Raw genomic sequence first — 26967 nt, forward strand, 5'->3', positions numbered from 1 at the left:
GGTACTGCAGGGGGGACCCTGTGGGAGAGTAGGACGCCGCCGAACAATCATTGTGAAGAACCCCCGTCGGGAAACCGACGGGGGTTCTTTGCGTTGACCGTTGACGTATCGTCAGGGCATGGACGATGGAACGGCAACAACGGGCGACACGACCGCGGTCCTCGCCTCCGACGTACTGCGGCCGGCACAGCGGGACGTGGCTCTGAAGGTCCTGGCGGAGGCCCAGGTCGCGGACGGCCGGGCGGCCGTGTCCGAGCAGGGACGGCTCCGCCTGCGCTCCCCGGAGACGGCCCGGCCCGGGGTGACCCACTTCCTCGCGCTCGCCGGCCCGGGCGGCGACACTGCGGACGTCGTCGGCTACGGCCAGCTGGAGGTTCCCGAGGGCGGCGGGAGCAACCCGGCCGCCGAGCTCCTCGTCGCCCCGGCCGCCCGGGGCCGCGGCTTCGGCCGGCCACTGGTGGACGCCGTGCTGGCCGAGGCGGGCAGGGCGGGCCGGGACCATGTCGACTTCTGGGTGCACGGCGGCCATCCGGCGGCCCGGCACCTGGCCGATGCCTATGGTGCCGAGCTGGTCCGCGAGCTGCGGCAGATGCGCCGGACCGGCCCGCAGACCGGGGAGGCCCCGCTTCCGGCCGGGATCGAGCTGCGGACCTTCCGCCCCGGTGAGGACGACGCCGAGTGGCTCCGGCTGAACGCGCTCGCGTTCGCCCATCACCCTGAGCAGGGCTCCTGGACCGGGGCGGACCTCGCCGACCGGCTGGCCGAGCCCTGGTTCGACCCGGCGGGCTTCTTCCTCGCGACCCGGGACGGCAAGCCGGTCGGCTTCCACTGGACGAAGGTGCACCCCGCCACCGCCACCGAGCCCGAGCTCGGCGAGGTGTACGTGGTCGGTGTCGATCCGGCGGAGCAGGGCGGCGGCCTGGGCCGGGCGCTGACCGCGGCCGGTCTGCGCCATCTGACGGGTCGCGACGCCGCCGCCGGCGAGCGCGGGCTCGACACGGTGCTGTTGTACGTCGACGCGGACAATCCGGCGGCGGTGCGGGTGTACGAACGGCTCGGGTTCACCGTGCATGAAATCGACCTGATGTACCGCGCCGGAACCGGGTCGGCCGGGGCCGTTCCGCCGACCCCTTCCGCGTAACGGAGAGTGACGGTTGGAAAAGGGCGCCCCGGCGCCGCCTAGCGGAGAGAACGAGGCCGCGGCAACGGTTGTGCACCCGCTGCCGCGGCACCGACCGCCTCAGCTTTCCTCCTGGCCATGCGGTGTTTACCGTGGATTCAATTAATGCCGCGAAGATCACAGGATGAAGTCCGTAGTGTCTCGCTCGTGCAGCGTCGGCCAACACGTGGCCGGTGCTGTGGCGACCGCGCCGGGTGGGTGGGCGTCGGTGACGGGCGAGGGCGACGGCCCGAAGAGTATTTCGTGTCCGGACGCCATCCTGCTGGAGGAGCTGGAGCCCATGAGCATCCCCCGCCCCGTCCCTGCCCCGCCCTCCCCTCCCGCGCGGATGTCCAGCGCGCTGGGGATACCGCCGGAGCCGACCGTCACCGACGAGCAGGATGCCGAGGAACTGCCGCAGGGCCGTTTCCTGGACCGTGAACGGAGCTGGCTCGCGTTCAACGAGCGGGTCCTGGAACTGGCCGAGGACCCGGGGATCCCGCTGCTGGAACGCACCAAGTTCCTGGCGATCTTCGCGAGCAACCTGGACGAGTTCTTCATGGTCCGGGTGGCCGGCCTCAAGCGCCGGATCGCCACCGGCGTGGCCCAGCGCAGTGCTTCGGGCCTCCAGCCGCGCGAGGTGCTGGACCTCATCTGGACCCGGTCGCGCGAGCTGATGGCCCGCCACGCCGCCGCGTTCCAGCAGGAGGTGCTGCCGGACCTCGCGGCCGAGGGCATCGAGGTGGTCCGCTGGCCGGAGCTGGCCGAGAAGGAGCAGGCGCGGCTGCACTCGCTGTTCCGGCAGAAGATCTTCCCGGTCCTCACCCCGCTGGCGGTGGACCCGGCGCACCCCTTCCCCTACATATCGGGGCTCTCCCTCAATCTGGCCGTCGTCGTGCGCAACCCGGTGTCCGGGCACAAGCACTTCGCCAGGGTGAAGGTGCCGCAGTCGCTCGCGCGCTTCCTGGAGGCGTCCCCGCAGCGGTACGTGCCGCTGGAGGACGTGATGGGGGCGCATCTGGAGGAGCTCTTCCCGGGGATGGAGGTGCTCGCCCACCACGCCTTCCGGGTCACTCGCAACGAGGACCTGGAGGTGGAGGAGGACGACACCGAGAACATCCTCAAGGCTCTGGAGAAGGAGCTGATGCGGCGGCGCTTCGGCCCGCCGGTGCGGCTGGAGGTCGAGGAGTCGATCGACCCCTACATCCTGGACCTGCTGGTGCGGGAGCTGAACATCACCGAGGCGGAGGTCTTCCCGCTGCCCGGTCCGCTCGACCTGACCGGACTGTTCGGCATCGCCGGGCTGGACCGGCCGGAGCTGAAGTACCCGAAGTTCGTGGCGGGCACCGCGCGGGGCCTGACCGACGTCGAGTCGGCCTCGCAGCCGGACATCTTCGTCGCGATGCGCGAGCGGGACGTGCTGCTGCACCACCCGTTCGACAGCTTCTCCACCTCGGTGCAGGCGTTCCTGGAACAGGCCGCCGCCGACCCGGACGTGCTGGCCATCAAGCAGACGCTGTACCGGACCTCCGGGGACTCGCCGATCGTCGACGCGCTGATCGACGCGGCGGAGTCCGGCAAGCAGGTGCTGGTCCTGGTCGAGATCAAGGCGCGCTTCGACGAGCAGGCCAACATCAAGTGGGCCCGCAAGCTGGAGGAGGCCGGCTGCCACGTGGTCTACGGCCTGGTCGGCCTGAAGACGCACTGCAAGCTGTCGCTGGTGGTCCGGCAGGAGGGTGACACCCTGCGCCGCTACTCGCACGTCGGCACCGGCAACTACCACCCGAAGACCGCCCGGCTCTACGAGGACCTCGGTCTGCTGACCTCGGACCCGCAGGTCGGCGCGGACCTCTCGGACCTCTTCAACCGACTCTCGGGCTACTCGCGCCGCGAGTCCTACCGCCGACTGCTGACCGCGCCGCGCGGGCTGCGGGACGGCCTGGTGGGGCGGATCCACAACGAGATCGCCAACCACCGGGCCGGGCGTCCGGCGCACGTGAAGCTCAAGCTCAACTCGATCGTCGACGAGGCCGTGATCGACGCGCTGTACCGGGCCTCGCAGGCCGGGGTGCAGGTGGACGTGTGGGTGCGCGGCATCTGCGCGATCCGGCCGGGGGTGCCGGGGCTGAGCGAGAACGTCCGGGTGCGCAGCATCCTGGGGCGGTTCCTGGAACACTCGCGGGTCTTCGTGTTCGGCAACAACGGCGATCCGGAGGTCTGGATCGGCAGCGCCGACATGATGCACCGCAACCTGGACCGCCGGATCGAGGCGCTGCTGCGGATCACCGACCCGGCGCACCGGGCCGAGCTGTCCGGTCTGCTCGACCTCGGGATGTCGGACGAGACTGAGTCCTGGCACCTCGGGGCGGACGGGTCCTGGACCCGGCACGCCCAGGACGCCGACGGCAAGCAGCTGCGGCACGTCCAGGACCTTCTCATCGACTCGCGTCAGCGTCGTCGGGTCGTCACGGCCAGATGACCGCGGGTCGCCGCCACGACCCCGCCGACGCCCGGACGTGACGACGTGAGCCGCGACACCGCGCGGCGTGGCCCGCACCGGACCGAACGGTGCGGGCCACGCGGCCGGGGGACGCGGCGGCACGTGATTCGACGACGCGACCGCGCGACCCACCGACGCGATCCGCTGAGCGGCAGGGACCCGCTGAGCGGTCGGCCACCAGCCCCGGGGACGGCCCCGGGGGAACGGGGATCCAGCTAGCCATGACCGAAGCGCCGATGACGGCCCAGGCGGCCTCCACCGCGACCGCCGGGGACATCCTCTCCAGCCATCTCACCGGCCTGGCGGGCGCGTTTCTGCGCGCCCTGCCGCTGGCGGTGGGCGAGGTCGGCGCGAGACCGGGTGCGGCGGCCGTCCCGGCCGCGGGCACGGGGGACCTGCTGCGGGCGGTGCGGCGGATCGGCGGGCTGCTGCACACCTTCGGCGGGTCCTTCGAGCCGGGCTGGGTGCAGGAGTCGCGCACCGAGCTGTCCTGGTTGCTGAACCTGCTGGCGCTGGAGCCGGGCCTGGTGCGGCGGTCGGCCCGGCTGCTGGGCGCGCTGGACGGGCTGAGCGGCAGCGAGACGGAGGGGCCGGGCATGCTGGCCGGTCACGCGGGGGCGCCCAAGGCGCGGGCGCTGCTGGACCGGCAGCTCACGCTGGCCCGGACCAGGGCGCACTCGACGGTGCTGCAGGAGTTGCGGTCGGCGCGGCTGCACGCCCTGGCGGACCGGATGACGCTGCTGGTGGCGGACGCGCCGCTGGCGAAGCCGGCGGAGGGCCGGGCCGGGGCGGTGCTGATGCCGCAGGCGGCGGCGGCGTTCGGGGCGCTGGCGGCGAGCACCCAGCTGCTGCCCTTGCAGCGGGCGGCGACGCCGTACGGGGGGGACGGTCTGCGCCGGCTGGGGACGGTGCCCAGTGCGCGGGGGGCGCAGGACGCGGACGCGGCGCTGGCCGCGGACGACGCGCCGTGGCACCGGACCGGGGTGCTGGTGAAGCGGGCCCGGTACGCGCTGGAGGTGTGCGGGCGGCCGTCGGCGGTGCTGGACGAGCTGGACCGGGTGCTGCTGCGGCACCAGGAGGCGTCGGAGGCGGCGGTGACGGCGGCGACGGCGGCGCGCACGCCGCGGATCACTCCGGCGACGGCGTACGTGCTGGGCGTGGTGCACGCCGATCAGCGGCTGGAGGTGGAGGCGGCGCGGTACGCCTTCGGCCGGCGCTGGCCGGAGCTGCCGCCGGGGGCGGAGGCGTGGTTGGAGTTGCCGCCGGCCGAGGGCTGGGGGTCGGCGCCGGAATCGCGGACGGCCTGAGGTGGGCGGGCGGCCGGTGCGGGTGGACCGGTGGCCGTCCGGTCGTGGGCCGGTGGTGCTGGCGGCGGGGGCGGTGCTCTGGCTGCCGGGGCGTCCGAAGCGGAGCGGGCGGCTGGGCCGGCCGCGGCTGGCGGTGATCCACCGGCCGAAGTACGACGACTGGAGCCTGCCGAAGGGGAAGCTGGACCCGGGCGAGGGCGTGGTCGAGGCGGCTCTGCGCGAGGTGCGGGAGGAGACCGGGTTCTCCTGCGTGCTGGGAGAGGAGCTGCCGACCCAGCACTATCTGGCGCAGGGCCGGCCGAAGGAGGTCCGGTACTGGGCGGCGGTGCCGACGGAGGGGGCGTTCCGGCCGAACCGGGAGGTGGACCTGCTGGAGTGGCTGCCGGCGGGGAAGGCCCGGGCCCGGCTGACCCACGAGCGGGACCGGCGGCTGGTGGACGCGCTGCTGGAGCTGTTGGGGGCCAGGCCGGTGCGTTCGCGGGGGTCCGAGTCGTGAAGGAAGAATGGAAGTGATCTCCCCGCGCTCTTGCCGTGACGCAACCGTTACTACCTGACGTAGTTTCCTGTCATCCGTCCGAGGTTCACTCTGCGTTCACTTACGACCGGCTGACGCGTCACCTGCCCGGCTTACTTTCGGTATCACCGGCGGGCCGAACGGGCCCCGGACCTCAGCAAAACCCGTGCTGCGTCGTGCTGGCCACGACCCGCGCGTCGGGCAATGCCACAGAAAGGGACACCTGTGAAGCTCCAGCGGAACGGCCGCTCCAAGGCCCTCGCGATCGGTGCCATGGCGCTCGTCAGCTCGCTGTCGCTCGCGGCCTGCGGCTCGGACGATAACAACACCACCGCATCCACCGGCAGCAGCGGCTCCTCCGCCGCCCCGGCGATCGACTGCGGCCCGAAGCAGGCCCCCCTGGTGTCTGCCGGCTCCACCGCCCAGGGCAACGCGATCGACATCCTGAAGAACAACTTCGGCGCGGCCTGCAAGGACACCACCATCAACTACGGTGGCGGCGGCTCGGGTGCCGGTGTCCAGCAGTTCAACCAGGGCAAGATCCAGTTCGCCGGCTCGGACTCGGCGCTGAAGCCGGCCGAGGTCGACGCCAGCAAGGCCGTCTGCACCGGTGGCCAGGGCATCAACCTGCCGGTCGTCGCGGGCCTGATCTCGATCGTCTACAACGTCGAGGGTGTCGACAACCTCGTCCTGGACGGCGCGACGACCGCGAAGATCTTCGACTCGCAGATCACCAAGTGGAACGACCCGGCCATCGCCGCCCTGAACCCGGGCGCCAAGCTGCCGGACGCCGACATCCAGGCGTTCCACCGCACCGACGACTCGGGCACCACCGAGAACCTGACCAAGTACTTCGCCAAGACCTCGGGCGGCGCCTGGTCCTACCCGGCCAGCAAGGCGTGGGCGGGCAAGGGCGGCCAGGGCGCCAGCGGCTCGGCCGGCGTCTCGGCCCAGGTGAAGCAGGTCAAGAACTCGATCAGCTACGCCGAGCTGTCGTTCGCCCAGACCAACAACCTGAAGAGCGCCGCCATCAACACCGGTGCCGCCAAGCCGGTCGAGGCCACCGCGGTCAACGCCGCCAACACCTTCGCCAAGGCGCAGATCGCCGGCACCGGCAGCGACCTGGCGCTGACCCTCGACTACGCGACCAAGGACGAGGGCTCGTACCCGATCGTCCTGGTCACCTACGAGATCGTCTGCGACAAGGGCAACAAGGCCGACACCCTGGACGCCCTCAAGGCGTTCCTGGGCTACTCCATCAGCGACGCCGGCCAGAAGGCGATCGGCGACGCGGGCTACGTCCCGCTGCCGAAGGAGCTGACCAGCAAGGTCACCGCCGCGGTCAAGGCCCTCGCCTGATCCAGTAGCACCTTCCGCTGGGGCGGCCCCGTGAACGAGGGGGGCCGGGGCCGTCCCCAGCGGAACGTACCGACGTACGCACCACGTCCGGGGCACCGCCGCCATGGTGCCGCCCCCTCGGGGCCGCACCACCAGACCGGAGTAGACCAATGACTTCAAACACCCCTGCCGCCCCGCCCGGCGGGGAGCGCCGCCGGCGCGACAGCCGGGTCGGCGACAAGATCTTCATGAACCTGTCCCGCGGGTCGGGCATCCTGCTGCTGGTGGTCATGGCCGCCATCGCGGGCTTCCTGACCTGGCGCTCGGGCATCGCCCTGAGCAAGAACGAGGGCAACTTCTTCACCACCTTCGAGTGGACGCCGGACGCCCCGAAGCCGGTCTTCGGCATCGCCGTCCTGGTGTTCGGCACCATCGTCAGCGCGACGATCGCGATGGCGATCGCGGTGCCGGTGGCGATCGGGATCGCGCTGTTCATCTCCCACTACGCGCCGCGCCGGATCGCCCAGCCGTTCGCCTACCTGGTGGACCTGCTGGCAGCCGTGCCCAGCATCATCTACGGCCTGTGGGGCGCGCTCTTCCTGGTGCCGCACCTGGAGGGCCTGACCAGCTGGATGGACGACTACCTCGGCTGGACGTACATCTTCGACCAGTCCCGGGCGACCACCCCGCGCAACCTGTTCACCGTCGGCATCCTGCTGGCGATCATGATCCTCCCGATCATCACCGCGGTCAGCCGTGAGATCTTCCGGCAGGTGCCGCGGATGCACGAGGAGGCCGCGCTCGCGCTCGGCGCGACCCGCTGGGAGATGATCCGCACCGCGGTGCTGCCGTTCGGCCGCCCCGGCATCATCTCGGCCTCGATGCTCGGCCTCGGCCGTGCGCTCGGCGAGACCATCGCGGTCGCCATCGTGCTCTCCTCCAGCAGCGTCCTGTCGCTGCACGTGCTCGACCCGGGCGGCGGCACCTTCGCGCAGAACATCGCGCTGAAGTTCAGCGAGGCCCAGCCCTTCGGCCGGGACGCGCTGATGGCCTCCGGTCTCGTCCTGTTCGTCATCACCTTGCTGGTGAACGGTGCCGCGCGGCTGATCGTCGCCCGCCGCAAGGAGTACTCGGGGGCCAACGCGTGAGCGAGCGCAGCCAGCGAACCATCGAAAGGCGCGGGTCGCGCGAAAGCGCCCTGACGAGCGAAGCGAGGAAGGCCGCATGAGCGCCGCTACGACGTCCGTCCCGGCGGACGCCCGTCCGCTGGGCCGTCCGCTGACCGCCAACCGGCTGCCCAAGTGGACCCCGCCCGCGGTGGCGGCCGGCTCCATCGCCCTCGGCTGCGGCATCGGCGCGGTCGGTGGCCTGGAGAGCAAGCTCCAGTGGGGCCTGATCTCCGCGATCCTCTTCGTGGTCATCAGCTACGTGCTCTCGGCGCAGGTCGAGGGCCGCCGCCAGGCCAAGGACCGGCTCGCCACCTCGGTGGTCTGGGTCGCCTTCATCCTGGCCGTGATCCCGCTGCTCGCCCTGACCATCTACACCGTCCAGCAGGGCGCCAAGGTGGTGGACGGGAACTTCCTGTCCCACTCGATGCGGGGTGTGCGGGCCTCCGGCCCCGGCGGTGGTATCTACCACGCGCTGATCGGCACCCTGCAGCAGGTCTTCCTGGCCAGCCTGATGGCCGCCCCGATCGGCCTGCTGACCGCCGTCTACCTGGTCGAGTACGGCCGGGGCAACCTGGCCAAGGCGGTCACCTTCTTCGTCGACGTCATGACGGGTGTCCCGTCGATCGTCGCCGGTCTGTTCATCCTGTCCGTCTGGAACCTCGCCCTCGGCTTCAACTACTCCGGCTTCTCGGGCAGCCTCGCGCTGGCCATCCTGATGCTGCCGGTCGTGGTCCGATCCACCGAGGAGATGCTCAAGCTCGTCCCGAACGAGCTGCGCGAGGCGTCGTACGCGCTCGGCGTGCCGAAGTGGAAGACGATCCTGCGGGTCGTCATCCCCACCGCCATCGGTGGCATCACCACCGGTGTGATGCTCGCGGTCGCCCGCATCACGGGTGAGACCGCACCGGTGATGCTGCTGGTCTTCGGCGCGGACTACATCAACAACAACCCGTTCGACGGGCCGCAGCAGTCGCTGCCGATGTACATCTGGCTGCAGTACTCCCAGGTGAACAACCAGTACGGCTACGCCCGCGCCTGGGGTGCCGCCCTGGTGCTGATCGCCTTCGTGATGGGGCTCAACCTCGTCGCCCGGGGCATCGCCCGCTGGCGTTCGCCCAAGGCCGGGCACTGAGCGACCGACTGACGTACGACACAGCATCTATCAGCGGCCCCCGGCCGCGGGCGAAAGAAGACGAACGACCATGGCCAAGCGCATCGACGTCAGCGGACTGTCCGCCTACTACAGCTCCACCAAGGCCATCGAGGACATCTCGATGGCGATCGAACCCCGCTCCGTGACGGCCTTCATCGGCCCCTCCGGCTGCGGCAAGTCCACCTTCCTGCGGACCCTCAACCGGATGCACGAGGTGATCCCGGGCGCCCGCGTCGAGGGCAAGGTGCTCCTGGACGACGAGAACCTGTACGGCAGCAGCGTCGACCCGGTCGCCGTCCGCCGTTCGGTCGGCATGGTCTTCCAGCGCCCCAACCCGTTCCCGACCATGTCGATCTACGACAACGTGGTCGCCGGCCTCAAGCTCGCGGGTGTGCGCAAGAAGTCCGTGCTGGACGGCGTGGTGGAGAAGTCCCTCCAGGGCGCCAACCTCTGGAACGAGGTCAAGGACCGGCTGAACAAGCCGGGCGCCGGCCTCTCCGGCGGTCAGCAGCAGCGTCTCTGCATCGCCCGCGCCATCGCGGTCGAGCCGCAGGTCCTGCTGATGGACGAGCCCTGCTCGGCCCTCGACCCGATCTCGACCCTCGCCATCGAGGACCTGATCGGCGAGCTGAAGTCGCAGTTCACCATCGTCATCGTGACGCACAACATGCAGCAGGCGGCCCGCGTCAGCGACCGCACCGCCTTCTTCAACCTGGCGGGCGTCGGCCAGCCGGGCAAGCTGATCGAGCTCGACGACACCCAGCGGATCTTCTCCAACCCGTCCGTGCAGGCGACCGAGGACTACATCTCGGGCCGCTTCGGCTAAACCGGCCGGACGACCGCGCGAGCAGCGCGTCACAGGCTGCTTCGTGGTGCTGCATGGCGGTGCCGCCGCGAAGCATGGACAGGGCCCGCCCCCCGAGATCTGGGGGGCGGGCCCTGTCGCGTCCGGGCGGCGGTCCGGTCAGCCCCAGAACAGGTGGACGAACCAGTACATCAGCGCCGCGACCAGGGCGGCCGCCGGCATGGTGATGAACCAGCCGAGCACGATGTTCTTGGCGACGCCCCAGCGCACCGCGCGGATCCGCTTGGTGGCACCCGCGCCCATGATCGCCGAGGTGATCACGTGGGTGGTGGAGATCGGCGCCTTGAAGACGAACGAGGTGATGTACATGACGGTCGAGGCGGTGGCCTCGGCCGCGAAGCCCTGCGGCGGGTCGAGTTCGATGATCTTCCGGCCGAGGGTGCGCATGATCCGCCAGCCGCCGGCGTAGGTGCCGAGCGAGAGCATGGCCGCGCAGGAGATCTTCACCCACACCGGGATCGGGTCGCCCTGGTCCTCGTGCCCCGAGATCACCAGGGCCAGGACCACGATGCCCATCGTCTTCTGCGCGTCCTGCAGGCCGTGCGCGAGCGCCATCGCGGCGGCCGAGGCGGTCTGCGCGACCCGGAAGTTGCGCTTGGCCCGGTGCGGGTTGGCCCGGCGGAAGATCCAGAGGATCGCCAGCATGACCAGGAAGCCGCCGACCAGGCCGACCACCGGGGAGACGATCATCGGAATGATGATCTTGTCGATGACGCCGCTCCAGATCACCTCGGTGCCGCCGGCCAGGGCCGCGCCGACCATGCCGCCGAACAGCGCGTGCGAGGAGGAGGAGGGCAGGCCGAAGTACCAGGTGACGAGGTTCCAGGCGATCGCGCCGACCAGCGCGGCGAACAGGATCGCCATCCCCTGGTTGCCGGTCGGGGTCGCGATGATGCCCTGGGAGACGGTGTGGGCCACCCCGCTGCCCAGGAACGCGCCGGCCAGGTTCATCACCGCGGCCATCGCCAGCGCCGCCCTGGGCGTCAGCGCCCGGGTGGAGACCGAGGTCGCGATCGCGTTGGCCGAGTCGTGGAAGCCGTTGGTGTAGGTGAAGAAGAACGCAACGCCGACGACGGCGATGAGTGCTGCCATGTCCACGGGGGTCAGGACTCCTTGACCGCGATGGTCTCCACCGTGTTGGCGACGTGCTCGAAGGCGTCCGCGGCCTGTTCGAGGACGTCCACGACCTGCTTGAGCTTGAGCACCTCGATCGCCTCGTACTGGCCGGAGAAGAGGTGGGCGAGCAGCTTGCGGTGGATCTGGTCGGCCTGGTTCTCCAGCCGGTTGACCTCGATCCAGTACTCGGTCAGGTTGGACATGCTCCGCAGGTTCGGCATCGCCTCGGCGGTCAGCTCGGCGGCGCGGGCCAGGACCTCGATCTGCTGCTCGATGCCCTTCGGCAGGGTCTGGATGTCATAGAGGACGACCAGGTCGACGGCCTCCTCCATGAAGTCCATGATGTCGTCCAGCGACGAGGCGAGGTTGTAGATGTCCTCGCGGTCGAAGGGCGTGATGAAGGACGAGTTCAGCTGGTGGAAGATCGCATGGGTGGTGTCGTCTCCGGCGTGCTCGGCGGCGCGCATGCGCTCGACGATCTCCGCGCGGGCCGACACGTCTGATCCCAGCAGTTCCAGCAGGAGCTTCGAGCCCACGACCAGGTTCTCCGCGGCGGCGGCGAACATGTCGTAGAAACTCGTCTCCTTCGGGGTCAGGCTAAAACGCACGGAAATCTCCGATGTGCGGGGTAGGGGACTGAACGATGCTAGGTGCAACAGCGCGTGGTCGCGCAAACGGGGTGGCCGAAAAGGAGCCGGAACCTCCCCTTCCGTTCGGCTGCCGCAGCAGTGGGTCCGATGCACCACAGGTACGGGCGTGAGTCCCCAGTCTGACGGAACCTCGCCCGGATTGCCCCTGCCGTGCGGGCGGAACGGCGGGGTGTTCCCCGGACGGGGGAACCCGGGGCCGACCGGGAGCCGACGAGGCCGCCCCCGGCCCCGTTCCCGGCTCCGGTCCCGGCCCGGGCCCGCCGTCGCCCCGCCGTCGTCCTGGTGCCGTCCTGTCGCCGTCCCGCCCCGGGCCGGTGGCGCCGGAGGAACACCACGACGGGCCCGGGTGTTGGACACTGGAGGCCGACGCAGCCACCCAGGCACCCAGACGAAGGCGGGCCGATGACCACCACGCAAGCGCGTACCGGGCCGGAGCAGGCGCCCGGGGCGGAACCGCAGGGCGAGCACGCGGTCTCCCCGGACGCGGCCGCCGCCGACGCCCACACCGGTCACGGGCCGCACGGCTACAGCGCCCAGAAGGACGCCCACCTCAAGCGGCTGCGCCGGATCGAGGGCCAGATCCGCGGCCTCCAGCGGATGGTCGACGAGGACGTCTACTGCATCGACGTGCTCACCCAGGTCTCGGCCGGAACCAAGGCGCTGCAGTCCTTCGCGCTCTCGCTGCTGGAGGAGCACCTGCGGCACTGCGTCGCGGCCGCCGCGGAGGAGGGCGGGACGGAGCTGGACGCCAAGGTCGCCGAGGCCACCGCGGCCATCGGCCGACTGCTGCGCAGCTGAGCCCGGCGCGGCCGGCGCGGCCGGTGGTGACGGTCCGGGTGCCGCGGGGCCTACGGGTTCCGCAGGTCCGGCGACGTCCGCGCGTCGGGCACGTCCCGCCCCGGCCCGTCGGTCCGCTCGCCGTCGGTCCGGTCGAGCAGCACCTCGTCGATCCGCTCGGTCGGCAGCCGGTCACCGCTGCTGGCCGTGGCGGCGATCATCAGCTCACCGGCCAGCTCGATCTCGTCGAGGGCCGCGTCGTCGTGGCCGCCGTTGCGGTCGCCCGTGGACGCCATCACCTGCACCACCCCTTCAGCGCCTCACCAGCCCGGGCGGCAGCCACCCGACGTCCAGCCTAGGCACTTCGGAGCCCGTCCACATGGCACGGACGGGCCATCTCGGCGCCGCCGAAACGGGTGGGCTCCCGGACTCCCGGGCCCACCCGGACCGGCGGCCTCCCACGCCGAGCTACTTCGGGTTCTCACCGGGCTTCATGGTGAAGATCTCCGAGGCGGCGGGCTCGGCGGCCTCCACCGGCTTGCCGAAGTCCGACAGCGTGGTGGTCGAGACCACCTTCACCTGGTCCTTCGCCTCCTTGGAACCGGCGACCCCGGCGAAGGTGAAGACCTCGACCACCTTGTGCAGCCGGCCCTGGTCGTCCAGCCAGGCGTCGTAGGGCACGTCCTTCACGGTGAAGGTCTGCGCCCCCATCCGCAGGCCGTCCCCGCCCCGGCCGCCGGTGGCGTCGGCCGCCTTGGCGAGGTCCAGGGTGCCGCGGAAGTGCTTCAGCGGCACTCCGTCGACGGTCTCGGTGCCGACCTGCTCGGCCTTCTGCGCCCCGCGCAGCGCGCCCGCGGCCGAGGCCGGGTCGGTTGCCCCGCCGCTGACCAGGTTGCCGTCCGGCAGCTGGCGGACGTCCAGCTTGACCCACTTGCCCTCCGGCACCTTGGCGCCGCTGTTCTGGAGGTAGACGGTGCCGGGCAGGAGCACCTCGACGATCTTGCCGGTGGTCGCGGCACCGGGCGGCACCTCCACCTCCAGCCGGCCGATCCGCTTCACGTAGTCGTAGCCGCCGGTGCCGGTGAAGACGGCCTTCTTGTCGGCGGACTCGGTCACCAGCTCGGTGGCGGCGCGCGCCGAGCCGGCGCGGCCGGTGATGTCCGCGGTGCCGCGGACCGCCGTCAGCGGATCGGCGGCGAGCTGGTCCGGGGTGCTGCTCGCCTGCTGGTCGGCCGAGGCACCCCCGGCGCCGTCCGGCGAGCAGCCGGCGAGTCCGGCCGTGCCGGCCAGGACGGCGGCGAGCAGTACGGCCCCCGCCGCCGGCCGCCGCCGCTCGGCCCGGCCGACCGTCCGGCCGGTGCGCTGCTGGTCGGTCATCTTCATCCTCGCGAAACCCCCTCGGGCCCGACTGCCCCGCCGGCCACCGGGGGGTGGGCAGAGCTCTTTCCGGGCAAACGAGTTGGGGTGCGAGGGGTTACGCGGGACCCGGCGCGTTCCGGACGTCGCGCGCCGGTGGTCCGGCGCGTTACCGTGAACCACGTGCACAGTGAGCTGCCGGACGTTCCCGGCACCGTCCGGATGCCCGAGCACCGCGTCGAGATCAGTGAACGCGGTTCCTTCTGCTTCGCGACCTGCAGCTGCGGCTGGTTCTCCCCGGCCCGGCGTTCGCGCGACCTGGCCCGCCGCGAGGCCGACGACCATCTGACCGGCGAGGGTGCCTCCCCGGGATAGCGGCCGCCCGGCGGGACGGGGCCGGTCCGTCGGGCGGGTCGTCCGCCGGGTCAGGCCGCCAGGTCGGACTCGGGGCGCGGTTCCTCGGTGCGGACCGGGCCGCGGGCCCCGCCGCCGCGCCGCTCCCGTCCACCGCGCCCGGGACCCCGGCCGCCGCCGGGCCCGCCGCGCCGTCCGGCCCGGATCAGCGGCGCCAGCGGGGTGCGGGTCAGGGCGTGGCAGAGCGGGACCAGTACGGCCATCGCGATCGGCGCCAGCAGCAGCACCACGGCGACGGCGAGCGCGAAGCCGCCGATCACGTCGGTGGGGTAGTGGACGCCCATGTACATCCGGCAGAAGCCCTGCAGCAGGGCCAGGCCGCCGGCGATCCAGCCGAGCCGGCGGTTCACCAGGAAGAGCGCCACCGCGATGCCCATCGACATCGTGGAGTGGTCACTGACGAAGGAGTAGGTGCCGGCCTTGCCCTCGACCAGCACCTCCAGGTCGGGGTGGTCCACGAAGGGCCGGGGGCGGTCGACGATCGCCGCGATCGGCAGGTTGGCGAGTTCGGCGATGGCGACCGACAGCGGGGCCCAGAGCAGCCCCGCGACGGCCACCGGGGCGTCCGGTCGCCGCCGGGCCTGCAGCCAGCCCGCCAGGCCCAGCAGGGCGAGGCCGATCAGGATGCCGTACTCGCCGATCCAGGAGACCAGGTGGTCCAGTCGGGCCGGGGCGTGTTTGGCCAGGCCGTTGACGGCGTAGAGCAGGCCGAGGTCGGGGTTGGTCGTGTCGGCAAGCGGCGTCGACACGCCGTACCTCCTTCTGCTCCGCTGCACCTGGGTCGTTCCGGCCGGTGGCCGTCCGCGGCCGCCCCGATCGGGGCGGCTGACGGGAAGCCAACGGACACAACGTCATGACCGACGGACAGCGTTCCACGGAAACACGCGGTTATGGAAACTTGACTCAGCGTCCACGCCGCACGCACACCGGGCGGGTGGCCGGGGATCAGTTCTTTGTGGGGGTTTGACCGGAACCCGCCGGCCCGGTGGCGGCGACCGCGGTCGGCCGGAGGGCCGGGGCCGCCTGCGCCACCTGGGCCGCCGGGGTGGACGGGGCCTGGGTCGGGGCGGGGGTCTGGGTGGGGGTCTGGGTCGGAGCCGGGTCGCCGGGGCGGCTCGGGGCGACCACGCCGCCCTCGGCGTTGCGGGTCGGCAGGGCCTCGGCGGCGTCGGAGGTCACCCGGGTGGCCCCGATGTACTCCTTGGTGTCGATCTTGTCGTAGCGGATCACCGCGCCGGTGTGCGGGGCGTTGATCATGTAGCCGCCGCCGACGTAGATGCCCACGTGGTGGATGGAGCGCGGATCGGTCAGATCGGTCGCCCAGAACACCAGGTCCCCCGGCCGCAGCTGGTCCCGGGAGGGGTGCGGGCCCGCGTACCACTGGTCGTTGGCGACCCGGGGCAGGGTGATGCCGACGCTCTCGAACGCCGCCCGGGTGAGCCCCGAGCAGTCGAACCGCCCGTTCTGCCAGGCCAGCCCGTCCCCGCCCCACAGGTACGGCGTGCCGAGCTTGCCCTGGGCGAAGTAGATGGCGCCCGCCGACTGCGCGGAGACCTCCACCGGCGCGACCGGGGCGGCGAAGCTGCGGGCCGTGGCCAGGATGTTCCGGACGTAGCCCTGGGTCTCCCGGTACGGGGGCACACCCTGGTACTTCGTCACCGCGCCCGGCCCGGCGTTGTAGGCGGCCAGCATGTTCGACTGGCGGTCGCCCGGGACCTTGCCGACGTAGGTGGCGAGCGCGCAGTCGAAGGTGGCCGCCGAGGCGATCGCGTCCAGCGGCTCCCAGGGGTCCTTCCGGCCGTCGTTGTTGCCGTCCGTGCCGTACGTCGCCCAGGTGCCCGGCATGAACTGCGCCAATCCCTCGGCCCCGACCCCGGAACGGGCCCGCGGGTCGAAACCGCTTTCCTGGTACAACTGCGCCGCGAGCAACGGAGGGGAGAGGTCGGGGCAGAGCCGGCCCCACTGTTCGATCGGCCCTTGGTACGCGGCCGGAACGGTTCCCGGGGAGAGCCCGGCGGCATTGCCCTGACGCTGCGGAGTCCCGCTCGCCGCATACGTCCCGAACGTCACCAGCCCGACAAAGCCGACCAGGACAACTCCTGCGGCAGCGGCGGCCGTAGCGCCCTTCCGGAGTACCATCAGCACCATCCCGACGAATCGTCAGTCGAAGTGTCCCGGAAGGCGTTGCTCACCGCAATCATCAGAGATACAAAGAGTGAGCGCTATCCTTCGTACGGTGGACATCCTCGCGTACATGTCCGATGCCTCACGACCAATCCGCGAGAAGCAGCCAAGTCGACATCAGATCTGGCCAAGAATAGGTACCGACCCTTCGCGCGGGCGGGGTCTGGGCCCTTGAATTTGCCTGATCGGGCGGTGAGATGGAAATGAACCAGAGCAGCGTGCACAGCATCGCGATCGGCCACCTGGCCGAGGACCCTCCAAAGAAGCCGAATATCGACACCATCATCGGTGGGATCGCACCGGACTGGGGTCCGTTCGCGAGTCTCGGCTCCGAGGCCCGGGTGATGGTCGAGGTCGTCATGGCCGTGGCCATCCTGGCCTGCCTCGGTCTCGCTGTCTGGGGTGCGGCCAAGCAGCGGATCGGCGCCACCGCGATGCGTGACAGTTTCGGTGCCGAACAGGGCAAGGGGCTGATCATCGCGGGCCTGACCGGCGTGTTCATCATTGGATCACTTGGCACTCTGTTCACCATTGTCTACGGCATGGCGATCTGACGATCGGGCAGCGCGGGCCGGACAGGCGGAGCGGACAGCCGGGGCGGAGCCGACGGTGCCCACAGGGCGGACCGTCGTGACGCACCGGCGGACGGCGCGGCCTCCTTGCCGGTCGACCTGTCCGATCGTCTGACCGTCCGACTGCCGGACTGTCCGACCGGGCAGCCGTGCATGCCCGGCGCCACGCCGGGAATCCATCCACCACCCCTTCCCTCCCGCCCGTCCACGGTCGGAGGGCCCCCGGAGCCACCCCCCGGCTCCCCGCACCAGGAGGGCCGCCGTGCCGTTGTCCGACGACCAGCCGCACACCCGAACGCGGCTGCCGGTCGGCGAACAGCCCTCGTCGCAGATGAGCGCCCGTCAGGCGCGACCACTGCGGACCCTGCTGACCGTCCTGCTGGTCGTCACCCTGCTGGTGCTGGCGATCTCCATCGCCAACCGGGGCAAACCCGACCCCGGCACCACCGCCGCCACCGGCCGTTCCGCCGACCGGGCCGCCGCGCCCAGCGCCACCTCCGGGGCGGGCCCCGCGCCCAGCGGCGACCGGCCGGCCACCGGCACCGTCAACGGCATCGCCGCCGGCTACCCGCACACCGACCAGGGTGCCCAGTCCGCCGCCGCGAACTACGCCGTGGCCATCGGCTCCGCCGACATGTTCCGCACCGACAGCCGCCACACCATCGTCACCACCATCGCCGACCCGGCGGCGGCCCAGGCCCTCCAGTCCCGGCTCGACCAGGGGTTCGGCGCCGACACCGTGGCACGCTACGGACTGGACGCCCAGGGCCGCGCGCCCAAGGGCCTCACCTTCGTCAGCCGCACCGTCCCGGTCGGCGCCAGGTCGGTCGGCTACAGCGACGCCGAGACCAAGGTCGAGGTCTGGTGCACCGGCCTGAACGGCCTGGCCGGCGAGCGCTCGGTGCAGCCGGTGGTGGCGAGCTGGTTCACGCTCACCCTCGACCTGCGCTGGACGGGTGACGACTGGAAGCTCACGGACTACGCAAGCCGGCAGGGGCCCGCGCCCATGCCGGGCGACGAACAGGCCGCCACCGCCGAGGAGATCACCGGCGCCGTCCAGCAGCTCGGGGGTTTCCGCTATGCCCGTTGACCTGACCGCCGATCCGTCGTCCGGCCGCCGAGCGGGGCGCGGGAGGGGGGCCGCCGACGGTGCCGTCCGGCCCGCCGTCCGCCGCGCGGGGACGCTGGTGGGAGCGCTGGCGACCGTGCAGCTCGCGGCCCTGCTCGCGGCACAGCGCGTCTTCGCCGAGCCGTCACCGACGGGGAGCCCGTCGCCGTCGGGGACCGCCACGCCCAACGCGAACTGTCCTGACCTCCCCATTTCCGGCAACGGGATTCTCTGCGTGGACAAGCCCGGCGGTGGGGCCTCCCTCCCCGGGAGTGGGACCGTCGGGTCCGTGACGGATCCGTTGGGGGCGTTGGCGAAGGGGTGTGCGCAGGCGGCGTCGTGGGTGGTGCGGAAGTTGTCGGGGGCGATCGACGGGACGACGGAGGTGGACTTCACCAACGCGTCGTTCCTGCAGCAGTACGCGGTGGTGTTCGCCGCCTCGACGATCGTCACGCTGGTGCTGTGGCTGCTCGCGGTGACCAAGCGGGCGGTGCGCGGGGCGCCGTTGACGACGGCGATCTCGGAGGCGATCGGGTTCCTCTGGCTGACGGTGGTGGCGTCGGCGTTCACGCCGTTGATCCTCTACACGGTGGTGAGCGCGACCGACGGGCTGACCAAGGCGATCGCGGTGGGGACGAAGTCGGACACCGGGACGTACCTGGGCGGGTTCGCGGACACCCTGGAGAAGGGTGACATCGGCGGCGGGCCGTTGATCCTGATCATCACCTCGCTGGTGGCGGTGCTGGCCGCGGCGGTGCTGTGGATCGAGCTGCTGATCCGGGCGGCGATGCTGTACGTGGGCGCGCTGCTGGGGACGGCGGTGTACGCCGGGTTGGTGGACAAGCAGCTGTGGAAGCACGTGCGCCGCTGGGCGGGGGTGATGCTGGCGGTGGATCTGGCGAAGCCGATCATCGTGATCATCCTCGGGCTGGCCGGCGCGGTGTCGGCCGGGGCGGGGGCGAGCGACGACTTCGCCCGGGTGCTGTCGGGGCTGGCGATCCTCTTCCTGTCGATCTTCGCGAGCGCGGCCGTCTACCGCTTCGTGCCGGGCTTCGGCGACGAGATCATGAACATGCGCCACGCCCGGGCGAGCGCGGTGTCGGCCGGGTCGGCGATGATCAACGGGACCGCGAACTTCATGCGGCAGGGCATCAGCACGCACGGCGACCGGGGACCGGGGGCGGGCGGCGGTGGTGGCGGGGGTGCCGGTGGTGGTTCGGTCGCTCCGGGCATCGCCGCCCACGCCTCCCGGGCGCCCTCGCCACCGCCGCAGGCGGGGCCGCCGGCCCAGTCCGCGGGTCCGGTCCGTGACAGCAATCCAGCGAAGGGAGGGTGACGTCCAGTGAGCAGCGAACCGCTCGGACAGTACGGGGCCCAGTACGCCCAGCCGTACGTGCACCAGCGCCGCACCTACCTGATCGGCAAGGCCCGCCCGAACGCGCCGATCGGCCGGAACCGGGAGTCCGGCGAGATCGTGCTGATCATCTTCGGCGCGTTCCTCGGCATGCTCTGGGGTCTGCTGATGCCGGTGCTGCCGCTGCGCATCGCCGGTCTGGTCGGTCTGCCGATGCTGGCGATCGCCGCCGTGTACGTGCCCTACCGGCGCCGGACGTTCTACAAGTGGGTGGAGATCAACCGCACCTACCGGCGGACGGTCCGCAGCGGTCGGGCGGTGTGGAAGTCGGACGCGGTCGACGCCGGGACCAGGCTGGACGGCCGTGAGGTGGAGATCGGCCCGCCGCCCGGGGTCGGGCGGCTGCGCTGGCTGTCGGCGCCGTTCGGGCCGGACGAGGTCGGGGTGCTGATGCACCTGGAGCGGCGCACGGTGACGGCGGCGATCGAGATCGAGGGCCCGGGTGTCGGGCTGCGCGACTCGGAGGACCAGGAGGCGCTGGTCGACCGGTTCGGGACGCTGCTGAAGCACGTCGCGAACGGGGACGGCTTCGTGACCCGGCTGCAGATCCTGGCCCGGACCCTGCCTGCCGACCCGGACGCGCACGCCAAGGACGTGGAGCGGCGCGGCGACCCGGGAGCGCCGAACTGGTTGAAGGACTCGTACGACCAGTTGCAGTCGATGGTGTCGACCTCGTCCGAGCAGCACCGGGCCTACCTGGTGGCGTGCATGCACTACACCCGGGACCTCGCCGCCGAGGCACACGCGATGGGGCGGACGGCCACCGACCGCAGGGCCCGGGACGACGAGGGCCTCGCCGCGGTGATGGCCCGCGAGCTGACCGACATCTGCGCCCGGCTGGCGGAGGCGGACATCCGGGTGCGGCAGCCGCTGGGCCAGGCCCGGCTCTCCTCGCTGCTGCACTCGATGTACGACCCGGACCACCCGATCGACCACATCCAGGCGATGTCGAGGCGCAACGCCTGGCCGGCCGAGCTGGACGCCACGCACCCGCAGTTCCTCCAGGCGAAGACCCGGGAGTCGGCGACCCGGGAGCCTTGGTGCCACGCCACCGCGTGGGTCAAGGAGTGGCCGCTGACCCCGGTCGGCGTCAACTTCCTGGCGCCGCTGCTGGTGCACACCCCGGACGTGATCCGGACGGTGGCGGTGACGATGGACCTGGAGCCCACCGATGTCGCCATCGAGCGGATGCTGACCGAGAAGACCAACGACGAGGCGGAGGCCAGCCGCGCCGCCAAGATGAACCGCACGGTCGACCCGCGCGACCTGGCCCACACCGGCCGGGTGGACCAGCGGGGCGACGACCTGGCGTCCGGCGCGGCCGGCGTCAACCTGGTCGGGTACATCACGGTCTCCTCGCGCAGTCCGGAGGCGCTGGCCCGGGACAAGCGGACGATCCGGGCCTCGGCCGGCAAGAGCTATCTGAAGCTGGAGTGGTGCGACCGCGAGCACCACCGCGCGTTCGTCAACACCCTGCCGTTCGCCACCGGTATCCGCCGCTGAGCGGATCCCGGCCGAGCGACTGATCTGGAGGCCCCCGTATGGCGATCGGCAACCTCACCGACGCGTTCACCAGCCTGGCGTTCGGCAAGGTGGAGACCACCCGGCTGCCGGTGCGCACCTCGACCGGGCAGGCGCAGGCGGTGTACCTGCCGACCGCCGCGCCCGGGCTGGGCGACTCCGGGGTGATCATCGGGCGCGAGGTGTACAGCGGCAAGGGGTACGTGTACGACCCGTTCCAGCTGTACGGCCAGCAGCTGCCCGCCCCGCACTGGCTGGTGCTGGGGGAGTCCGGCAACGGCAAGTCGGCGCTGGAGAAGACCTATGTGCTGCGCCAGCTGCGGTTCCGGGACCGGCAGGTGGTGGTCCTGGACGCGCAGGGCGAGGACGGGGTCGGCGAGTGGAACCTGATCGCGAACGCGCTGGGCATAAAGTCGATCCGGCTGGACCCGATGGCCGCCAGGGACGGCGGGGTGAAGTTGAACCCGCTGGACCCGGCGATCACCCAGACCGGGCAGCTGTCGCTGCTGCGGACCATCGTCGAGGTGGCGATGGGGCGCGGTCTGGAGGAGCGGGCCGGCTTCGCGCTGAAGGCCGCGCACGCGCACGTGGTGGCGACGGTGCTGGACCGCCAGCCGGTGCTGGACGACATCATCGACACCCTGCGCAGCCCCGAGCTCTCCTCGGTGGAGTCGCTCGGGGTGGCCGTGGACGAGGTGCAGTCCTGGGGCCTGGACGTGGCGCTGGTGCTGGACCGCCTGGTGGACGGTGACCTGCGGGGCATGTTCGACGGGTCGACCACCGACGGCATCGACCTGGACGCGCCGCTGATCGTCTTCGACCTGTCCCACATCGACCGCAACTCGATCGCGATGCCGATCCTGATGGCGATCGTCGGCGTGTGGCTGGAGCACACCTGGATCAGGCCGGACCGCAAGAAGCGGATCTTCCTGGTCGAGGAGGCGTGGCACATCATCAACAGCCCCTTCGTGGCGCAGCTGTTCCAGCGGCTGCTGAAGTTCGGCCGCCGGCTCGGCCTGTCCTTCGTGGCCGTGGTGCACCACCTGTCGGACGTGGTGGACGGGGCGGCGGCCAAGGAGGCGTCGGCGATCCTCAAGATGGCCTCCACCAGGACGATCTACATGCAGAAGGCCGAGGAGGCGCGGGCCACCGGGCGGGTGCTCGGCCTGCCCCGCTGGGCGGTGGAGATCATCCCCACACTTTCGCCGGGCATCGCGGTCTGGGACGTCAACGGCAACGTCCAGGTGGTGAAGCACATCATCACCGAGGCGGAGCGCCCACTGGTCTACACCGACCGGGCGATGACCGAGGACGCGGTGGCCGAACGGGTCCGTGCCGACCATCAGTTGGCGGCCGAGCCGGGGATCTGAGCGGGGGGCCGACCGGCCCGGGGCGCCGTCCCGGGCCTCCGGGTCGCCGTCTCCCGGCGCCCCGTGCGGGGGCGGAGCGGCGGACAGAGTCCGACGACGATTCGTCAGCAGGTAACCCTGTCGTTACGTCCAGGGGCCTGACAGCTACGCGCGTTGACCCTAGGCTGCACTCGCGCAACGACACTCGTCTCGCGCGCCCGGGCCTGTCCACAGCTGGGCGCTCTCACAGGTGCAGGGGACCCCCTACATGCTCTCCGTCAGAACCCGACGGTCGGCGTTGGCCGTCGTCGCCGCCGCCGGCCTCGTCGGCACGGTGGCCATGCCGTCCGCGGCCCAGGCCGCGACCGCCAAGAAGCCCAAGACCGTCAACCTCCAGTTGCTGGCCATCAACGACCTGCACGGCAACCTGGAGCCCCCGGCCGGATCCTCCGGCACCATCCGGGAGATCGACCCGGCCACCGGCCAGCCGGTCAACACCCCGGCCGGCGGCATCGAGTACCTGGCCACCGCGCTGCGCCAGGCCCGCATCCCCGCGGACGACTCGATCACCGTCGCGGCCGGCGACCTGGTCGGCGCCTCGCCGCTGACCTCCGCGCTGTTCCACGACGAGCCCACCATCGAGGCGCTCGACAAGCTCGGCCTGGACGTCACCTCGGTCGGCAACCACGAGTTCGACGAGGGCTCCGCCGAGCTGCTCCGGCTCCAGAACGGTGGCTGCCACCCGACCGACGGCTGCTACGAGGAGGGGCGCACGTTCAAGGGCGCCAACTTCAACTACCTCTCGGCCAACGTCACCAACGAGAAGACCGGCAAGCCCCTGCTGGCCCCGTACTGGGTGACCAAGTCGCAGGGCGTGAAGGTCGGCTTCATCGGCGTCACCCTGGAGGGCACGCCGAACATCGTGACCGCCGAGGGCGTCAAGGGCCTCAAGTTCGCCAACGAGGTCAGCACGATCAACAAGTACGCCGCCGAGCTGAAGGCCAAGGGCGTCAACTCGATCGTCGCGCTGATCCACGAGGGCGGCCTGCCGGCCAGCAGCACCTACAACTACGACTGCGGCGCGGCGGGCGAGGGCATCTCCGGCCCGATCGTCGACATCGCCAAGAAGATCGACCCGGCGGTCGGCGCCATCGTCACCGGCCACACCCACAACGCGTACTCCTGCACCATCCCCGACCCGCAGGGCGTGCCGCGTTCGGTGACCAGCGCGGCCTCCTTCGGCCGGCTCTACACCGAGATCGACCTGAAGCTCGACAAGACCAGCGGCGCGATCGTGCGCCCGTCGGTCAAGGCCGAGAACCACATCGTGCGCCGGACCGTCGAGAAGGCTCCGGACATGACGGAGCTGATCTCGCACTACTCCAAGCTCGCCGCCCCGATCGCCAACCGTCCGCTGGGCTACATCGCCTCGGACATCAACGGCCGTGGCAACAACGACCCGGAGAAGCCGCTCGGCGACGTCATCGCCGACGCCCAGCAGGCCGGCCTCGCGGCGCCCGACAAGGGTGGCGCGCAGGTCGCCTTCATGAACCCCGGCGGCATCCGCTCCGACCTCGTCTACAAGCAGAGCGGCAGCGAGGGCGACGGTGTGGTGACCTACGGCGAGGCGTTCACCGTCCAGCCGTTCACCAACATGATGCAGGTCAAGACGCTGACCGGGGCCCAGCTGATCCAGCTGCTGCAGCAGCAGGTGAGCGGCGCCAACGACGCCTCGCCGAAGATCCTGCAGTCGTCCAAGGGCCTCACCTACACCCTGGACATGCGCAACAAGGGTGCCGACCGGGTCGTCGTCGACTCGATCCGCCTGGGTGGCGCGCCGATCGACCCGGCCGCCAAGTACCGGGTCGCGGCCAATGAGTTCCTGGCCGGCGGCGGCGACGGCTTCCCGGCCTTCGCGGCCGGTACCGACAAGCTCGTCGGCGCCTCCGACCTGGACGTCTTCGCCGCCTACCTCGGTGCCAACAGCTCGGCCGCCGCGCCGCTGAAGGCGCCGGCGCAGGACCGCATCAAGGTCATCGGCCCGGGCGGCGTCACCGACTGAGTCGGGGGTCGCCGGCCGTGAGCCGGCCGGGGCGGGGCGCTGTCGGGGCGTCCCGCCCCTTTTTCGTGCCCGGCGGGCCCGGCCGTGCCCGACCACGGGCGCCCGGGTGCTCGGCCTCAGGAGGGGGAAGGGCCGCCGGGGAGCCGGACCGTGGCCAGCGCGCCGGGACCGCCGTCCTGGGCCGGGCCGAGCGACACCTCGCCGCCGGCCTCCCGGACGCTCTGCGCGACGATCGACAGGCCGAGGCCGGAGCCGGGGAGCTGCCGCGAGGACGGGGAGCGCCAGAACCGGTCGAAGACGTACGGCAGCTCGTCCTGAGGGATGCCCGGCCCGTGGTCGCGGACGGTCAGCACACCCTGGTCGAGCCGGACGGCGATGGTGCCGCCGGGCGGGCTGTACTTGACCGCGTTGTCCAGCAGGTTGATCACCGCTCGCTCCAGTCCGGCGGCGTCGGCGTGCACGAACCAGGGCTCGGTGGAGGTCTCGAAGACCAGCCCCGGGCCGCGCAGCTTCGCGCGCTCGACCGCCCGTTCGGCGATCTCGTGCAGGGCGACCACCGAGAGGGTGCGGACCGGTTTCGGGGAGTCCGGCCGGGAGAGCTGGAGCAGGTCGCCGATCAGCACGGTGAGCTCCTGCATCTGGGCCTTCATGTTGCCGAGCAGCTTGGTGCGGGTGGCTGGCGGGAGCGGGCGGCCGGTGTCGTCGCTGCGGATCAGCAGATCGACGTTGGTGCGCAGCGAGGTGAGCGGGGTGCGGAGCTCGTGGCCCGCGTCGGCGATCAGCCGGGTCTGCCGTTCGCGGGAGTTGGCGAGCGCGGTGCTCATGGAGTTGAACGAGGTGGAGAGCCGGGCGATCTCGTCGTCGCCCTGGACCGCGATGGTGGTGCCGACCTCCTCGGTGCGGGCGATGTGCTCGACGGCGTCGGTCAGCTGGTCGACCGGCTTGAGGGCGGAGCGGGCCACCAGCCGCCCGGCGACGGCGGCGAGGATGATGCCGCCGAGGGCGACGCCGCCGAGCAGGAAGGCGAGTTGGCGGAGGGACTCCTCGACCGGCTTGGTCGAGAGCGCGTTCAGCACGATGACCTTGTCACCGGTGTCGCGGTCGTAGTACCAGGCCACCTTGACCAGCGCGGGGGTGCCGTCGGTGTAGCTGCCCGAACGGGTCCGGGAGTCGCCGGCCTTGAGCGTGAGGATGCCCCGGTCGCCCGGAAGGAGCTCGATCGCCCGCGTCGAGGTGTTCCGCAGGCAGACCGTGGACAGGTCGGTGGTGACCACCTGGGAGTCGAAGCGCGGCGGGTCGCTGGAGACGATCGGCATGGCCTGCACCTTGGCCAGGGCCTCGCGGGGAGTCTTGCCGCAGACGAGCTTGGTGAGGGGCGGCGGGGCCGGGGGCAGCGGGGGAGCACTGGCGAGGTCCTGCTTGACCAGGTCGTACTGCTTGCGTTCGACGATGAACCAGCAGGCCAGCGCCGAAGCGGCGATCGCCACCGCGACCGCCGCCGCCGTGAGGAGGGCGAACCGGCTGCGCAGGGAGCGGGCGCGGTACCAGGTGCCGAGGCGGCCGCGGCGTCGCGGGATGCGCGGTGGGGCGAGCGGCGGCGGCGGGACGGTGGGACTCACGCCGCGGTGCCGGCGGCCGGGCGGAGCGCGTAGCCGACGCCGCGGACGGTCTGGATGACCCGGGGCAGGCCGCCCTGCTCGGTCTTGCGGCGCAGGTACATCACGTACACGTCCAGCGAGTTGGACGAGGGTTCGAAGTCGAAACCCCAGACCGCCTTGAGGATCTGCTCCCGGGTGAGCACCTGGCGGGGGTGGGCGAGGAACATCTCCAGCAGCATGAACTCGGTGCGGGTCAGTTCGACCGGGTGGCCGGACCGGGTGACCTCGCGGGTGGCGGTGTTCATCCGCAGGTCGGCGAAGGCCAGGACGTCGGTCTCCTCCTCGACGGCCGCCGCCCGGGCGGCCGCCTCGGTGGCGAGCGCGTTGCGCCGCAGCAGGGCGCGCACCCGGGCGAGCAGCTCGTCGAGTTCGAAGGGCTTGGCGAGGTAATCGTCGGCGCCGACGTCGAGTCCGGTGACCCGGTCGCCGACGGCGTCGCGGGCGGTGAGCATCAGGACCGGGACGGTGTCGCCGCGCGAGCGCATCCGGCGGACGGCGGTGAGGCCGTCCATCCGGGGCATCATGATGTCGAGCAGGACGAGGTCCGGCCGGTCGCGTTCGACGGATTCGAGGGCCTCGTAGCCGTCGGTGGCGGTGGCGACCTCGTAGCCCTCGAAGACGAGGCTGCTCTCCAGGGCGTCCCGGAGGGCGGGTTCGTCGTCGACCACGAGGAGCCGGGCGGTGGTCTGCTGCCCGGACTCGGCGGGGGTGCGGTCGTCGGCGGACGGGGTCATCGGCGGTTGCCCTTTCTGGTGGCGGGAGGCCCTGCTCGGGTCAATTG

Annotated in this window: 23 protein-coding genes and 1 pseudogene; 16 read left to right on the forward strand and 8 right to left on the reverse strand. The window is 71.6% G+C overall.

Annotation, left to right across the window (positions count from 1 at the left end; all coding sequences use genetic code 11):
- Positions 1 to 118 precede the first annotated feature (118 nt).
- The 8 genes from mshD to pstB all read left to right on the forward strand — a co-directional run bounded on the left by mshD (position 119) and on the right by pstB (position 9966).
- On the forward strand, positions 119 to 1141 hold the full coding sequence (gene mshD / locus ACIQ9P_RS36465) for a mycothiol synthase (protein WP_402365992.1): 1023 nt from the start codon (positions 119 to 121) through the stop codon (positions 1139 to 1141).
- Positions 1142 to 1460: 319 nt separating this feature from the next.
- Entirely contained in the window at positions 1461 to 3638 is a 2178-nt protein-coding gene (locus tag ACIQ9P_RS36470; RefSeq protein WP_402365994.1) for an RNA degradosome polyphosphate kinase, read from the forward strand.
- A gap of 242 nt (positions 3639 to 3880) precedes the next feature.
- Positions 3881 to 4966 carry a CHAD domain-containing protein gene (locus ACIQ9P_RS36475; RefSeq protein ID WP_402365996.1) on the forward strand — a complete coding sequence of 362 codons (1086 nt, stop codon included), beginning with the start codon at positions 3881 to 3883 and terminating at the stop codon, positions 4964 to 4966.
- A gap of 16 nt (positions 4967 to 4982) precedes the next feature.
- Entirely contained in the window at positions 4983 to 5462 is a 480-nt protein-coding gene (locus tag ACIQ9P_RS36480) for an NUDIX hydrolase (protein ID WP_402365998.1), read from the forward strand.
- 243 nt (positions 5463 to 5705) lie between these two features.
- Positions 5706 to 6839: a phosphate ABC transporter substrate-binding protein PstS gene (gene pstS, locus ACIQ9P_RS36485; protein WP_402366000.1), complete on the forward strand. Its 1134-nt coding sequence runs from the start codon at positions 5706 to 5708 to the stop codon at positions 6837 to 6839.
- A 149-nt stretch (positions 6840 to 6988) separates the two neighbouring features.
- Positions 6989 to 7966, forward strand: a complete 978-nt coding sequence (pstC, locus tag ACIQ9P_RS36490) for a phosphate ABC transporter permease subunit PstC (RefSeq protein WP_093861441.1) — start codon at positions 6989 to 6991, stop codon at positions 7964 to 7966.
- 76 nt (positions 7967 to 8042) lie between these two features.
- Positions 8043 to 9119 carry a phosphate ABC transporter permease PstA gene (pstA, locus tag ACIQ9P_RS36495; RefSeq protein WP_402366002.1) on the forward strand — a complete coding sequence of 359 codons (1077 nt, stop codon included), beginning with the start codon at positions 8043 to 8045 and terminating at the stop codon, positions 9117 to 9119.
- Between the two features lie 70 nt (positions 9120 to 9189).
- Positions 9190 to 9966, forward strand: coding sequence for a phosphate ABC transporter ATP-binding protein PstB (gene pstB, locus ACIQ9P_RS36500; protein ID WP_402366004.1), 777 nt, complete (start codon positions 9190 to 9192; stop codon positions 9964 to 9966).
- Positions 9967 to 10104: 138 nt separating this feature from the next.
- Here pstB and ACIQ9P_RS36505 read toward each other — a convergent pair whose 3' ends face one another.
- A complete protein-coding gene (locus ACIQ9P_RS36505; RefSeq protein ID WP_402366006.1) occupies positions 10105 to 11103 on the reverse strand; it encodes an anion permease in 999 nt (332 codons plus the stop codon).
- A gap of 5 nt (positions 11104 to 11108) precedes the next feature.
- Positions 11109 to 11729 (reverse strand): DUF47 domain-containing protein, encoded by a 621-nt coding sequence (locus ACIQ9P_RS36510; RefSeq protein ID WP_030312623.1) that lies wholly within the window; start codon positions 11727 to 11729, stop codon positions 11109 to 11111.
- 444 nt (positions 11730 to 12173) lie between these two features.
- Between ACIQ9P_RS36510 and ACIQ9P_RS36515 the strand changes: the two genes are divergently transcribed.
- Positions 12174 to 12569 (forward strand): metal-sensitive transcriptional regulator, encoded by a 396-nt coding sequence (locus ACIQ9P_RS36515; protein ID WP_402366008.1) that lies wholly within the window; start codon positions 12174 to 12176, stop codon positions 12567 to 12569.
- Between the two features lie 50 nt (positions 12570 to 12619).
- On the opposite strand, the gene ACIQ9P_RS36520 is transcribed toward ACIQ9P_RS36515, so the two are convergent.
- Together ACIQ9P_RS36520 and ACIQ9P_RS36525 are read right to left on the reverse strand one after the other, a co-directional pair.
- A complete protein-coding gene (locus tag ACIQ9P_RS36520) occupies positions 12620 to 12844 on the reverse strand; it encodes a hypothetical protein (RefSeq protein WP_402366010.1) in 225 nt (74 codons plus the stop codon).
- 172 nt (positions 12845 to 13016) lie between these two features.
- Positions 13017 to 13925 (reverse strand): hypothetical protein, encoded by a 909-nt coding sequence (locus ACIQ9P_RS36525; RefSeq protein ID WP_402366012.1) that lies wholly within the window; start codon positions 13923 to 13925, stop codon positions 13017 to 13019.
- Positions 13926 to 14087: 162 nt separating this feature from the next.
- On the opposite strand from ACIQ9P_RS36525, the gene ACIQ9P_RS36530 reads away from it, so the two are divergent.
- Complete coding sequence (locus ACIQ9P_RS36530; RefSeq protein ID WP_402366013.1) at positions 14088 to 14279, forward strand: hypothetical protein; 192 nt, start codon at positions 14088 to 14090, stop codon at positions 14277 to 14279.
- A 50-nt stretch (positions 14280 to 14329) separates the two neighbouring features.
- Here the strand turns inward: ACIQ9P_RS36530 and ACIQ9P_RS36535 are convergent, their stop codons facing one another.
- A complete protein-coding gene (locus ACIQ9P_RS36535) occupies positions 14330 to 15067 on the reverse strand; it encodes a phosphatase PAP2 family protein (RefSeq protein WP_402366015.1) in 738 nt (245 codons plus the stop codon).
- 397 nt (positions 15068 to 15464) lie between these two features.
- Positions 15465 to 16457 (reverse strand): annotated as a pseudogene (locus ACIQ9P_RS36540) (NlpC/P60 family protein); the annotation flags it as partial.
- Positions 16458 to 16705: 248 nt separating this feature from the next.
- On the opposite strand from ACIQ9P_RS36540, the gene ACIQ9P_RS36545 reads away from it, so the two are divergent.
- From ACIQ9P_RS36545 to ACIQ9P_RS36570, 6 genes are all read left to right on the forward strand, one after another.
- Complete coding sequence (locus ACIQ9P_RS36545; RefSeq protein ID WP_045941228.1) at positions 16706 to 17056, forward strand: hypothetical protein; 351 nt, start codon at positions 16706 to 16708, stop codon at positions 17054 to 17056.
- A 280-nt stretch (positions 17057 to 17336) separates the two neighbouring features.
- Positions 17337 to 18164, forward strand: coding sequence for a hypothetical protein (locus tag ACIQ9P_RS36550; RefSeq protein ID WP_402366017.1), 828 nt, complete (start codon positions 17337 to 17339; stop codon positions 18162 to 18164).
- Positions 18165 to 18537: 373 nt separating this feature from the next.
- Positions 18538 to 19518, forward strand: coding sequence for a hypothetical protein (locus ACIQ9P_RS36555; protein ID WP_402366019.1), 981 nt, complete (start codon positions 18538 to 18540; stop codon positions 19516 to 19518).
- 6 nt (positions 19519 to 19524) lie between these two features.
- Positions 19525 to 21099, forward strand: a complete 1575-nt coding sequence (locus tag ACIQ9P_RS36560; protein WP_402366021.1) for an SCO6880 family protein — start codon at positions 19525 to 19527, stop codon at positions 21097 to 21099.
- Between the two features lie 38 nt (positions 21100 to 21137).
- Positions 21138 to 22487: an ATP-binding protein gene (locus tag ACIQ9P_RS36565; RefSeq protein WP_402366023.1), complete on the forward strand. Its 1350-nt coding sequence runs from the start codon at positions 21138 to 21140 to the stop codon at positions 22485 to 22487.
- Positions 22488 to 22734: 247 nt separating this feature from the next.
- A complete protein-coding gene (locus ACIQ9P_RS36570; protein WP_402366025.1) occupies positions 22735 to 24528 on the forward strand; it encodes a bifunctional metallophosphatase/5'-nucleotidase in 1794 nt (597 codons plus the stop codon).
- Positions 24529 to 24644: 116 nt separating this feature from the next.
- On the opposite strand, the gene ACIQ9P_RS36575 is transcribed toward ACIQ9P_RS36570, so the two are convergent.
- Positions 24645 to 26147, reverse strand: coding sequence for a sensor histidine kinase (locus ACIQ9P_RS36575; protein ID WP_402366027.1), 1503 nt, complete (start codon positions 26145 to 26147; stop codon positions 24645 to 24647).
- Positions 26144 to 26920, reverse strand: coding sequence for a response regulator transcription factor (locus ACIQ9P_RS36580; RefSeq protein WP_402366029.1), 777 nt, complete (start codon positions 26918 to 26920; stop codon positions 26144 to 26146). Before ACIQ9P_RS36580 ends, ACIQ9P_RS36575 begins: the two co-directional genes overlap by 4 nt.
- Positions 26921 to 26967 lie beyond the last annotated feature (47 nt).

The organism is Kitasatospora sp. NPDC094019, from assembly GCF_044764505.1.
GTDB lineage: Bacteria > Actinomycetota > Actinomycetes > Streptomycetales > Streptomycetaceae > Kitasatospora.

Coding starts and splice junctions, on each gene's coding strand:
- mshD (WP_402365992.1), top strand. CDS start 119: ATGGACGATGGAACGGCAACAACGGGCGACACGACCGCGGTCCTCGCC.
- ACIQ9P_RS36470 (WP_402365994.1), top strand. CDS start 1,461: ATGAGCATCCCCCGCCCCGTCCCTGCCCCGCCCTCCCCTCCCGCGCGG.
- ACIQ9P_RS36475 (WP_402365996.1), top strand. CDS start 3,881: ATGACCGAAGCGCCGATGACGGCCCAGGCGGCCTCCACCGCGACCGCC.
- pstC (WP_093861441.1), top strand. CDS start 6,989: ATGACTTCAAACACCCCTGCCGCCCCGCCCGGCGGGGAGCGCCGCCGG.
- pstA (WP_402366002.1), top strand. CDS start 8,043: ATGAGCGCCGCTACGACGTCCGTCCCGGCGGACGCCCGTCCGCTGGGC.
- pstB (WP_402366004.1), top strand. CDS start 9,190: ATGGCCAAGCGCATCGACGTCAGCGGACTGTCCGCCTACTACAGCTCC.
- ACIQ9P_RS36515 (WP_402366008.1), top strand. CDS start 12,174: ATGACCACCACGCAAGCGCGTACCGGGCCGGAGCAGGCGCCCGGGGCG.
- ACIQ9P_RS36520 (WP_402366010.1), bottom strand. CDS start 12,844: ATGGCGTCCACGGGCGACCGCAACGGCGGCCACGACGACGCGGCCCTC.
- ACIQ9P_RS36525 (WP_402366012.1), bottom strand. CDS start 13,925: ATGACCGACCAGCAGCGCACCGGCCGGACGGTCGGCCGGGCCGAGCGG.
- ACIQ9P_RS36545 (WP_045941228.1), top strand. CDS start 16,706: ATGAACCAGAGCAGCGTGCACAGCATCGCGATCGGCCACCTGGCCGAG.
- ACIQ9P_RS36565 (WP_402366023.1), top strand. CDS start 21,138: ATGGCGATCGGCAACCTCACCGACGCGTTCACCAGCCTGGCGTTCGGC.
- ACIQ9P_RS36570 (WP_402366025.1), top strand. CDS start 22,735: ATGCTCTCCGTCAGAACCCGACGGTCGGCGTTGGCCGTCGTCGCCGCC.
- ACIQ9P_RS36580 (WP_402366029.1), bottom strand. CDS start 26,920: ATGACCCCGTCCGCCGACGACCGCACCCCCGCCGAGTCCGGGCAGCAG.